Raw genomic sequence first — 11,245 nt, forward strand, 5'->3', positions numbered from 1 at the left:
TGTCGGGAAATGGTGCTATCAGGCACCAGTCCGGGCATGATGCTTGCGTAAAGGTCGCTCTGTGCGGCCTTTTTTATTGGATATCGTTTGAAAACTCCACTTACCTCATTTGCCGGACTGGATTTGCTGACTTCAGCCGTGATCGTGCTGGATGCTGAGGGCAGTATTTTGTTTGCCAATGCCTCTGCTGAAAATCTGCTGGACAGCTCATTCAAATCACTCACGCATTTAAAGTTGACGGACCTGTTCCTGAACGGCGAAGAGCTGATCGAGGTGTTTCATCAGGCGGTCGCCCATCAGTTTGCCGACAAGCGCCAAGACCTGACGCTGGAGCGTGCCGGGCGTGAGGCATTGCATGTGCACAGCATCGTGACAGCGCTGGATAATCCTGATACGCCAGTATTGATAGAGTTGCGCGAAAACGTACAGCAACTCAAGCTCGACAGAGAAGAGCGCATGCTCGATCAAAGCAAGGCCAACAAGGAGCTGATACGTAATCTGGCCCATGAAATCAAAAATCCTCTGGGTGGAATACGTGGTGCCGCGCAACTGCTGGAGCTGGAATTGCCCGAGCGCCACCTGCGTGAATTGCGCGAATATACCCAGGTCATCATCAAGGAAGCTGACCGCCTGCAGACTCTGGTGGACCGCTTGCTGGCACCGCACCGACTGCCACATATCGTTGGCGACGTGAATATCCATGAAGTCTGTGAGCGCGTGCGCAGCCTGATTGTGGCTGAATTCCCGCAGGGGCTGACCATCAAGCGCGACTATGATTTATCGATACCCGAATTTCGTGGTGACAAAGAACAGTTGATACAGACGGTGTTGAACATCGCCCATAATGCTGCCCAGGCCTTGCATGAAAGAATCAGACAGGGCGATGCAGTGCTGACTTTCAAGTCGCGTGTGGTGCGCCAGATCACGCTGGCGAAGGTTCGCTACAGGCTGGCATTAGATTTGCATATCATTGATAACGGTCCGGGAATTCCACCCGAGATACGCAACCGGATTTTTTATCCATTGGTCTCGGGTAAGGAGGGCGGCAGCGGTCTGGGATTGACACTGGCGCAAACTTTCGTTGAACAGCATCTGGGTGTCATCGAATGTGAAAGCAGGCCAGAGTACACGGATTTCAGGATACTCATTCCCTTACCTTGAAGTGAGGTAAAGGAAAAGTGGTTGCACCAAAAGTGCTCCTTCTATTGATATGCTTAACACAGAATGCAGAACGACAATATGAAACCAATCTGGATAGTGGATGACGACGATTCAATTCGCTGGGTGCTGGAAAAAGCATTGGCGAGGGAAAATCTGGCAACGCGCAGCTTCACCAATGCAAGAGATGCGATGAACGCTTTGCAAAGCGATACGCCGCAAGTGCTGGTCTCTGACATACGCATGCATGGTGCTTCCGGCTTGGAACTCTTGCAAACCGTGAAGGCCAAATATCCGGGTTTGCCTGTGATTATCATGACGGCGTTTTCGGATCTGGAATCGGCAGTCGCGGCATTTCAGGGCGGCGCATTTGAATACCTGGCCAAACCTTTTGATCTGGACAAGGCAGTCGAGTTGATACGCCGTGCACTGGATGAAAGTCTGCGTGAATCCAGCGTTGAGCAAAGCATGTCAGAAACCCCGGAAATTCTGGGGCAGGCACCAGCCATGCAGGATGTGTTTCGCGCCATAGGTCGTTTGTCACAATCGAATGTGACGGTGCTGATTACCGGTGAATCCGGCAGCGGTAAAGAACTGGTGGCACGTGCACTGCATAAGCATAGTCCACGCGCATCCCAGCCGTTTATTGCATTAAACACTGCGGCTATCCCCAAGGATTTGCTGGAGTCAGAATTGTTCGGCCATGAACGTGGCGCTTTTACCGGCGCGCAAACCACACGACGCGGACGCTTTGAACAGGCTGAAGGCGGCACTCTGTTTCTCGATGAAATCGGTGACATGCCTTTTGATTTGCAGACACGTCTGCTGCGCGTTTTGTCGGACGGTCATTTCTACCGTGTAGGTGGGCATCAGCCTATGAAGGCGAATGTGCGCGTGATTGCGGCGACGCACCAGAACCTGGAAACCCGTGTCAAAGACGGTTTGTTCCGTGAAGATTTGTACCACCGTTTAAATGTCATTCGCCTGCGCTTGCCAAGCTTGCGTGAGCGCCGCGAAGACATACCACTGCTGACCAAATATTTTCTGAATCAAAGTGCCAAGCAACTGGGTGTTGATGTAAAACGCATGTCAGAACCGGCATTGCAGTTTTTATCCAGTCTGGATTTTCCGGGTAATGTCAGACAACTGGAAAACCTGTGCAACTGGATTACCGTCATGGCACCGGGGCAGACAGTAGAAATCCCTGATTTGCCGCAAGATCTGGTGCCAATCGCAGCACCGGCAAGCCCGCCAGCCGGTATGAATGGCAGCGATCTGCAAGCACGTCCGGCGGAATATACGGCAGCAGCGCCTGTGCAGGCCGGTGCCAGTGCCTTTATGGAAAAGCCGGTGTATCGCAGTGGTGAAAGCTGGATATCCTTACTGGAAGCCGAAGCAGCAGCCATGCTGGCAGAAGGTCAGTCTGAAGTCATTGACAAGCTGGGTCGCAGCTTTGAATCTGTCGTTATCAAGGCAGCCTTGCGCCATACCCATGGTCGCAAGAATGACGCCGCCATTCGCCTGGGCATAGGCCGCAATACGATTACACGCAAAATCCAGGAACTGGGTATTGATGGTGTAAAGGACGAATAAAATCGCAATCGTTTGCCCGATGTGAATGCTGATGTGAACGCTGAAGTGATCGTGAAACAAGAAGGGGACATGCTTGCATGTCCCCTTCTTGTTTACGTGAAAATTAATGTATTCACACTGCGCGCCACAGGGCAAAAGTCAGCAGGCAAAAGAAGGCTGCCACAATGTCATCCCACATTACGCCAAAGCCACCTTTGAAGCGGCGGTCAAAATAGCCGATAGGGGGCGGTTTTGCCATATCAAAAAAGCGAAAAATGATAAAGGCCCACAATTGGGTCTGCCAACTGGCCGGCGTGATGAACAGTAGCACCAGCCACATGGCGATGATTTCATCCCATACCATACTGCCATGATCGGCAACCCCCAGGTTCTTGCCGGTAATGCGGCAAGCCCAGACACCCACGATAAACCCCAGAAGGATGATGATGGCCCAGTTGACCGTGGTAAAAATTTCTGGCCAGCGCGTGGAAAAAACATGGAAACTCAGCCAGCCAAACAAGGTGCCGGATGTGCCTGGCATGATCGGTGACAGGCCGCTGCCAAAACCTTGCGCCAGTATATGGGCAGGGTGGCGCAGCATGAACCGCCAGGTGGGTTGAGTGACGATGGCTGTCTGGCCTTGTTCTAGGGTAGTCATGGATTGACGAAGTGATCAAAGGATTGATAAGCCAGATGCAGGTCTTTACCTTCATCATCCAGCAGGCGTAAACCGCTGGCGCTGTCTATCTGGCCTATGCGGGTGACGACGGTGTTCGATTGTGTTGCCGCAGCCAATATCTGCTGCCTGTTGCTGACTGCTGCGGTAAAACATAGCTCATAGTCATCACCGCCATTCAGGGTAAATTGCCTGCGTAAATCCTGTGGCTGTGTTTGTAATACCGGCCCTGCCGGTAACTGGTCTATCAACAGCGTAGCGCCGACGCCCGACTTGTCCAGGATATGGCCCAGATCGCCAGCCAGTCCGTCTGAAATATCCAGCGCCGCATGAGCAATACCGCGCAGCGCCATACCCAAAGCAATACGGGGGCTGGGAGTATGCATGCGCAATGCTGCCTGCTGATGTACTTGCGGGTCCAGTGATACTTCATTCCAGTAAGCTGCCAGCGCCAGACGGGCGTCACCCAGACTGCCCGATACCCAGATATCGTCACCGCTGCGGGCGGCATCACGACGCAGCGCCGTGCCGGGGGGCAGTTCGCCAAAAATCGTGATGCAGATATTCAGTGGGCCCTTGGTGGTATCACCACCAATGAGATGGCATTGATGTTCATCCGCCAGGGCTAGCAAGCCGGCTGAAAATTCAGCCAGCCAGGCTGGATTGGCTTCCGGCAGCGACAGGGCAAGGGTGAATGCGATGGGTTTTGCCCCCATGGCGGCCAGGTCAGACAAGTTCACGGCCAGACATTTGTGGCCCAACATGCGAGGGGCAGCATCGGGGAAGAAATGACGTCCAGAAACCAGCATGTCACTGGAAATAGCCATTTGCATGCCCGGACTGGGGTTGAGCAGGGCGCAATCATCCCCTATACCCAGGGCGACGCGACTGTCTTGAATATGGTGTTGCGCAAAATAGCGCTTGATGAGGTCAAATTCGGAAAGCATGCTGGCATTGTACCGAATGAAGCCGGGGATACAACATGGACTGGCTTAATTCGGTACAAATGCTTACCTACCCAGGCGTTGACAGGTGTTTGCCAATCAACACAATCAGGCCAGGGATGCCAGGGATGTCGTCTGTGCTTCTGTCAACTCACTGATCAGTGTGGTTCTCGATTTGGCACTGTGTGGCGCAACAGCAAAGCCGCGCATTATTCTGTCTTCGTCAAAGAAACGACTGGTCGTGACACCGGCGCTGTTTTCGGATTCCCATGTACCTGATGGGCTGACGTGGGCGGCAGGTGCGATCAGGGCGACCGGATAACTGGGTGTTTTGACCAGGACTGCTGCCAGCTTCATTTCTATGCGTGTGGGCTGACCGCTCAGGCTCAATGCAATTGATCGGGCTGCTGCCATCAGTGGCGCTACATAGGGCATGGTATTCTGACTGCCGTCGTCCAGGGTGTACTGCGCACAGTCACCCAGTGCATAGACCTTGCTGGCACTGGTTTGGCCATATTCATCCACGATGATTCCGCGTCCGGTATGCAACTGGGCTGCTTGCGCCAGACGGGTGTCGGCACGCAGACCTACTGCCGACAAGATGACGTCCGTGACAAAACTTTCACCATTCGACAGGGTGACGTGCAATGCCTGGTCACGCCGATAAATCTGGCTGGCCGTGGTGCCGAGTTTCAGTTGTATGCCTTTTTCTGTCAGGGCAGTTTGCAAGCCTTGCGAAATGGCGACCGGTGCCAGAGCTGCCAGCGGCAGGGCATTGGGGTCTACCAGCGTAACGGTGTGGCCTGCACTGGCCAGATCATCACTGAATTCGCAACCTATCAGCCCGGCGCCGAGTATGGTGACGTTTACCTTGTCACCGGCTTGCGTCAGCCTGTCACGAAATATCTTGTAGTCAGCCAGATTATTGACTGACAGAACCTGATCGGCAGCATTGCCAGCGATGGGCAGGCGTATTGCTTGTGCCCCCAGTGCCAGCACCAGTTGTGCATACTCAAATTCACCCATATTGGTCCGCACTGTTTGCGTGACGGTGTTGATGCTGCTGACCATAGTCCGGGTCAGGATATGGGCATTCAGTTGAGCAGCCATTTGCTCCACCGTCTGGCTTTGCAATTGTTGCGGCTGCTTGCCCAAGGCAAAAGCATTTGACAGCATGGGTTTGGAGTAAAAACCACCATCATCGCCAGTGATGATCAGCAAGGGCGTGGTTTTGTCGAGCTTGCGAAATTCCTTGGCGAGAGTGTAGCCTGCCAGGCCAGAGCCGATGATGGTGATGGGTTTCATGGTAAACCTCAGATTTCTATCATGTCAAAATCAGCTTTGGCGACACCGCAATCCGGGCATTCCCAGTCTGCCGGGATATCGTCCCAGCGTGTGCCAGCGGCGATGCCTTCTTCTGGCAAGCCTGTGGATTCGTCATAAATAAAGCCGCATACGATGCATTGGTAGGTTTTCATGTTGTCCTCTGTATTGTTTGATTGATTCTTGATTCAGTGCCAGCCTTGCCGGATTCAAGCCTGATTGGCTTCCAGCACGGCGCGATAGTGATTGGCGTGACGTTCTTCTACCTTGGCCAGCGCGGCGAAGCGTTTGGCAGCGATTTCTAAAGTCCGCTTAAAGTTTTCAGCGTGTTCCTTAGATTCTGCGATTTGCTCATCGTATTCAGCGACAGCAGCATGGTTGCCTTCTTCCACAGCGAGATGGCGGAATGTTGGGTACATTTCAGTGTATTCATAGGTTTCACCTTCAATGGCAATTTCCAGCGCGCGCTGTGGCGTCAACTGGCTTTTGGGATACAGTAAATCCAGATGACCAAAGGCATGCATGACTTCCTGGTCGGCGGTGGCTTCAAATGCTTCGGCAATTTCTATGGCGCCGGCTTCACGTGCCAGTTTGGCAAAGTAGCGGTATTTGATGTGGGCCATGGATTCGCCGGCAAAAGCGGATTCAAGGTTCTTGATGGTGACGGATGGGTTTGCCTGGGTGCTCATAATGCTCTCCTTGGTGATTTACTGAAATTTGCTTGCGTTTGCTATCAACGTGAGAAGAATAATAGATTTTAATAATTGATTTTAAAAGACAATTGATTTTATTGATTCAATAGATAAATCCTATATTGCTTGGCATAACAGAATAAATCGCATTTGGTTATGCGCCAAAAGCATATGAGTCGTACAAATACGTATAAAGTTAGAGTGTTCCCTCTGCTAGAATCACGGGCAGTAAGATTTCCGTAAGCAAAAATAGAAAGAAGGCCAAGCACATGGATTCGTCAGATCAAAAAGAGCAAATACGTCAACAATTGCGTCAGGCGGCGCTGGAATATCATGAATTCCCGACGCCGGGCAAAATCAGTGTCACTGCAACCAAGCAATTGACGAATCAACGTGATCTGGCTTTGGCGTATTCCCCCGGTGTAGCTGCCCCATGTGAAGAAATCGTGGCTGACCCGACAGCAGCCTTCAAATACACGGCCCGTGGCAACCTGGTTGGTGTGATTACCAACGGTACTGCGGTGCTGGGCCTGGGTAATATCGGCCCGCTGGCATCCAAGCCGGTGATGGAAGGCAAGGGCGTCTTGTTCAAGAAATTTGCCGGTATTGATGTATTTGACATCGAAATCAGCGAATCTGACCCAGACAAGCTGGTCGATATCATTGCTTCTCTGGAGCCGACATTTGGCGGTATCAATCTGGAAGACATCAAGGCACCGGAATGCTTCTATATAGAACGCAAACTGCGTGAGCGCATGCGCATACCGGTCTTCCATGATGACCAGCACGGTACAGCGATCATCGTCGGCGCAGCAATCCTGAATGGCTTGAAAGTCGTTGGAAAAACTATTAAAAACACCAAGCTGGTGGTGTCTGGCGCTGGTGCGGCGGCATTGGCCTGTCTGGATTTGATCGTGGACCTGGGCTTCCCGCTGGAAAATATATTCGTGACCGACCTGGCCGGCGTAGTGTACAAAGGCCGCGTTGAATTGATGGACCCGGACAAAGAGCGTTTCGCACAAGAAACGACGGCTCGTAGCCTGCGTGATGTGATTCCTGATGCTGATATTTTCCTCGGTTTGTCGGCTGCCGGCGTGTTGAAGCAGGACATGGTCAAGCTGATGGCAGCAAATCCTCTGATTCTGGCTTTGGCTAACCCTACGCCAGAAATCTTGCCAGACGAAGTCAAGGCGGTACGTGATGACGCCATCATGGCGACCGGGCGTTCTGACTTTCCTAATCAGGTCAATAATGTCCTGTGTTTCCCTTATATTTTCCGCGGTGCTCTGGATTGTGGTGCAACCACCATCACACGTGAAATGGAAATTGCGGTCGTGCACGCGATTGCTGAATTGGCTCAGGCCGAGCAATCCGATGTCGTTGCTTCTGCCTATGGCATCAGCAACCTGTCTTTCGGCCCTGAATACCTGATACCCAAGCCTTTTGATCCACGCCTGATGATCAAGATTGCGCCGGCAGTGGCAAGGGCAGCAGAAGAATGCGGTGTCGCAGCACGTCCTATCAAAGACATGCAGGCTTATGTAGAGAAGCTGCAGCAGTTCGTGTATCACAGCGGCACATTCATGAAGCCGCTGTTTCAGATCGCCAAAAAAGCGCCTGCAGAACGCAAACGTATTGTCTTTGCCGAAGGTGAAGAAGAAAAAGTTTTGCGCGCGGTACAGGTCATCGTTGATGAAAAACTGGCGACACCTATCCTGGTGGGACGTCCACACATCCTTGATCAGCGCATAGAAAAATTTGGCTTGCGTCTCAAGGCGGGCGAAGATTTCCTGGTGATTAATCCTGAGCACGATGACCGCTATCGTGATTACTGGCAAACCTATCACCAGATGACTGCGCGCAAGGGTGTGACCGAGCAATATGCAAAGCTGGAAATGCGCCGCCGTCATTCACTGATTGGTGCCATGATGATCCATAAAGGCGATGCAGATGGCATGATTTGCGGTACCTTTGGTACCACTGGCCTGCATCTGAATTACATCAATCAGGTGTTGGGTAAACGTGAAGGCGTGAACGTCTATGCCGCGATGAATGGCCTGGTCTTGCCGGATCGCCAGGTGGTGCTGGTCGATACCCATGTGAATGAAAATCCGACCGCAGAGCAAATCGCCGAAATCACCATCCTGGCCGCAGAAGAAATGCGCCGTTTTGGTCTGATGCCTAAGGCAGCCTTGTTGTCGCACTCGAATTTCGGTTCCAGCAATAGCGAATCAGCACAGAAAATGCGTGCGGCACTGGCGATAATCCAGCGTGACGCGCCTGATCTGGAAGTCGATGGCGAAATGCATGGTGATACTGCGCTCGATACCAGCTATCGCAAGAAAATGATGCCTGATTCGACCTTGAAGAGCGATGCCAATCTGCTGGTCATGCCGAATATTGATGCAGCCAATATCGCCTACAACCTGCTAAAAACAACGGCAGGCAATAACGTGGCGATTGGCCCCATCTTGTTGGGCTGCGCCAAACCGGTACATATCCTGACACCATCGGCCACGGTCCGTCGTATCGTCAATATGACAGCCTTGTGTGTAGTGGATGCGGTGGCACAGCGTTAAGCACTCATAGCATGTAAATAAGCCAGCCTGATTCAGCATGACTGATACGGCTGGCTTTTTTGTTTTATGCGGGATTTATTTATTCTGTTTGACGGGCACACGTCCCGTCGGCACGACATTCGATGCATGCAGGCAATGACCATGCTGATCATCAAAAAACATATGTGGTTTGAAGGCCGCCAGCACAGCGGATTTATTCACGCCACCCATGAAGAAGGTTTCGTCGATTGCGATATTCCATGCACGCAGTGTACGTATTACCCGTTCATGAGCGGGTGAGGCACGCGCTGTCACCAATGCAGTGCGCAAGGGGAAGGCGCGGCCATCTGGTGTTTTGAAATTATTCTGCAAATATGAAAGTGCCACCAGCAACCTTGCAAAGGGCCCTTGTGGCAAAGGCTTTTTGGCATTTTCTCTTTCATGCGCTTCAAAGGCTTCTACGCCATGTTCCTGATAAATACGTTCAGATTCATCTGAAAAAATCACGGCATCACCATCAAACGCAATACGGATCTGTTCCGGATCTGCTGCATTATCCGGCAAGCGATACAGCATCGCCGATGCCACGCCAGAATTGATAGCCGCCTGCACGTCATCTTCATGTAGTGACAAAAACAGACTGACATTAAACGCCAGCAGATACGGTGCCAAGGGCGCGCCGCCAGACAAGGCCGCACGTGTAATATCCAGGCCGTAGTGGGCAATCGAATTGAAAATGCGCAAAGAAGTTTCGGATGAATTGCGCGACATGATAACCACTTCCACCAGCCTGTGTCCGGGTGTCAGTTCATTCAGTTTCAGTAAGGCTTTGACCAGACCAAAGCCGGCACCTGGTTTTAGTACGCTGTTTTCTTCTTTCAGTTGATGCTGACGATACGCATCCAGCCCCTGTTCCTGAAACAGCGTTTCCTCTGCTTCCAGATCAAATAAGGCGCGTGAAGAGATTCCTATAACGAGGAGATTGTCTAGTGACACTGGCATGATTGATTGGTCTGTCTTGTTCTGAAATGTTGGATAGTCCGTCTGTGTTTCAACGCAGCACTACATAGCCTGGCGAAATGTCAGATTGATTCTTTGTGTGCCCAATAAAGGATGTGCTGCGTCCTTGATGGGGGCGACGCCATGGTAACGCAATCGGGCCGGGCCACCCCATACCGCGACATCCCCATGCGCCAGATGATAACGCTGAACGGAATCGCTGCGCTGCATGCCACCAAAAAGAAACGTCGCCGATATACCTAATGAGAAAGACACGATGGGAGCAGCAAAATTTTTCTCATCCTTGTCCTGATGCAGGCTAAGGCGCGACCCGGTCTGATATTGATTGATCAGGCAGCTATCGGGCTGGAAGCCCGGGTAGCCGGCTTCCAGTGCAGCCTGCATGGCAAGTGCGGCAAGACGTTCCGGTATGTCTGGCCAGCGCGTGCCATTTTCCGGATTATAAGGGCTATAGCGGTAACCATCCTTGTCCGATACCCAACCCACGTCACCACAGCAAGTCATCGCGACAGACATGCGATGACCGTTCGGTGTACGCATCTGACGGAAAGGATGACTGTTCAATACCTGCTGTATACCTTCCATGATTTCAGTTTCGTGCTGTACCGAAAAATGCCTGAGGATGAGGGCGCCATCGCAGATGGGTTCGACCCATGGCTGCATGTTGCTGACATCATCAAATAGTGAATAATTCATACGCTGTTTTATTTCATTCTTTATTACCTGCGTGCTTATCATATAAGTACGCGATTCAATTTTTGAAAGATTAGCATGTAAAGTATAGCGAGAGCCCCAACAACGCACAAAGCATAGTAGGGTGCGCCATGCGCACCGTTCCCGCACCTTATATAGCCGATAGCTTTGCCCCTATAGGTCAGCGGCCAAGCAAAGAGCCGGTGCGCGTAACGCACGCTACAAAACTAACGTGTAATCTCGAGCGAGAGTCCCGATAACGCACAAAGCATAGTAAGGTGCGCCATGCGCACCGTTCCCGCACCTTATATATGCCGATAGCTTTGCCCCTATAGGTCAGCGGCCAAGCAAAGAGCCGGTGCGCGGAGCGCACCCTACTAAGATAAGAGAACCGGCTAAATAATTTAACGCAAAGGCTTGCAAAGAAGGGTGAAGGTTTGCTATAGTTCGCCTCCCGCTGAAGAGCGGGGGGAAATGAAGCGAAGTAAAGCTGGCGAAATGAGCGATGGAAGTTATTGCGGAATAAGTCAGTAGCTGTGAATGCCGTGCAACAGTTTAAGTAGCTCGAAAGAGCGAAGAGAAACGAAATGAGTTGCAGGTGTTGACAGT

The 11,245-nt window shown here is 51.9% G+C and carries 10 protein-coding genes; 3 read left to right on the forward strand and 7 right to left on the reverse strand.

What is annotated here, in order from left to right:
* Nucleotides 1-87 precede the first annotated feature (87 nt).
* Complete coding sequence (glnL, locus tag H8L32_RS18325) at nucleotides 88-1,161, forward strand: nitrogen regulation protein NR(II) (protein WP_186948700.1); 1,074 nt, start codon at nucleotides 88-90, stop codon at nucleotides 1,159-1,161.
* A 78-nt stretch (nucleotides 1,162-1,239) separates the two neighbouring features.
* Complete coding sequence (gene ntrC / locus H8L32_RS18330; protein ID WP_186948701.1) at nucleotides 1,240-2,751, forward strand: nitrogen regulation protein NR(I); 1,512 nt, start codon at nucleotides 1,240-1,242, stop codon at nucleotides 2,749-2,751.
* Nucleotides 2,752-2,863: 112 nt separating this feature from the next.
* On the opposite strand, the gene H8L32_RS18335 is transcribed toward ntrC, so the two are convergent.
* From H8L32_RS18335 to H8L32_RS18355, 5 genes are all read right to left on the reverse strand, one after another.
* A complete protein-coding gene (locus H8L32_RS18335) occupies nucleotides 2,864-3,388 on the reverse strand; it encodes a phosphatidylglycerophosphatase A family protein (protein WP_230412297.1) in 525 nt (174 codons plus the stop codon).
* Nucleotides 3,385-4,353 (reverse strand): thiamine-phosphate kinase, encoded by a 969-nt coding sequence (gene thiL / locus H8L32_RS18340; protein WP_186948702.1) that lies wholly within the window; start codon nucleotides 4,351-4,353, stop codon nucleotides 3,385-3,387. Before thiL ends, H8L32_RS18335 begins: the two co-directional genes overlap by 4 nt.
* A gap of 105 nt (nucleotides 4,354-4,458) precedes the next feature.
* Nucleotides 4,459-5,655: an FAD-dependent oxidoreductase gene (locus tag H8L32_RS18345; RefSeq protein WP_186948703.1), complete on the reverse strand. Its 1,197-nt coding sequence runs from the start codon at nucleotides 5,653-5,655 to the stop codon at nucleotides 4,459-4,461.
* 8 nt (nucleotides 5,656-5,663) lie between these two features.
* Nucleotides 5,664-5,828 (reverse strand): rubredoxin, encoded by a 165-nt coding sequence (locus tag H8L32_RS18350; protein WP_186948704.1) that lies wholly within the window; start codon nucleotides 5,826-5,828, stop codon nucleotides 5,664-5,666.
* Between the two features lie 54 nt (nucleotides 5,829-5,882).
* Nucleotides 5,883-6,362: a rubrerythrin family protein gene (locus tag H8L32_RS18355; RefSeq protein ID WP_186948705.1), complete on the reverse strand. Its 480-nt coding sequence runs from the start codon at nucleotides 6,360-6,362 to the stop codon at nucleotides 5,883-5,885.
* A gap of 272 nt (nucleotides 6,363-6,634) precedes the next feature.
* Here H8L32_RS18355 and H8L32_RS18360 point away from each other — a divergent pair, with 272 nt between their 5' ends.
* A complete protein-coding gene (locus tag H8L32_RS18360) occupies nucleotides 6,635-8,944 on the forward strand; it encodes an NADP-dependent malic enzyme (RefSeq protein ID WP_222619405.1) in 2,310 nt (769 codons plus the stop codon).
* 75 nt (nucleotides 8,945-9,019) lie between these two features.
* Here the strand turns inward: H8L32_RS18360 and H8L32_RS18365 are convergent, their stop codons facing one another.
* On the reverse strand, nucleotides 9,020-9,925 hold the full coding sequence (locus tag H8L32_RS18365; RefSeq protein ID WP_186948706.1) for a 5'-nucleotidase: 906 nt from the start codon (nucleotides 9,923-9,925) through the stop codon (nucleotides 9,020-9,022).
* Between the two features lie 60 nt (nucleotides 9,926-9,985).
* Nucleotides 9,986-10,639: a DNA oxidative demethylase AlkB gene (alkB, locus tag H8L32_RS18370; RefSeq protein ID WP_186948707.1), complete on the reverse strand. Its 654-nt coding sequence runs from the start codon at nucleotides 10,637-10,639 to the stop codon at nucleotides 9,986-9,988.
* Nucleotides 10,640-11,245: the final 606 nt, after the last annotated feature.

The sequence above is a fragment of the Undibacterium hunanense genome, assembly GCF_014284335.1.
GTDB classification, from domain to species: domain Bacteria; phylum Pseudomonadota; class Gammaproteobacteria; order Burkholderiales; family Burkholderiaceae_D; genus Undibacterium; species Undibacterium hunanense.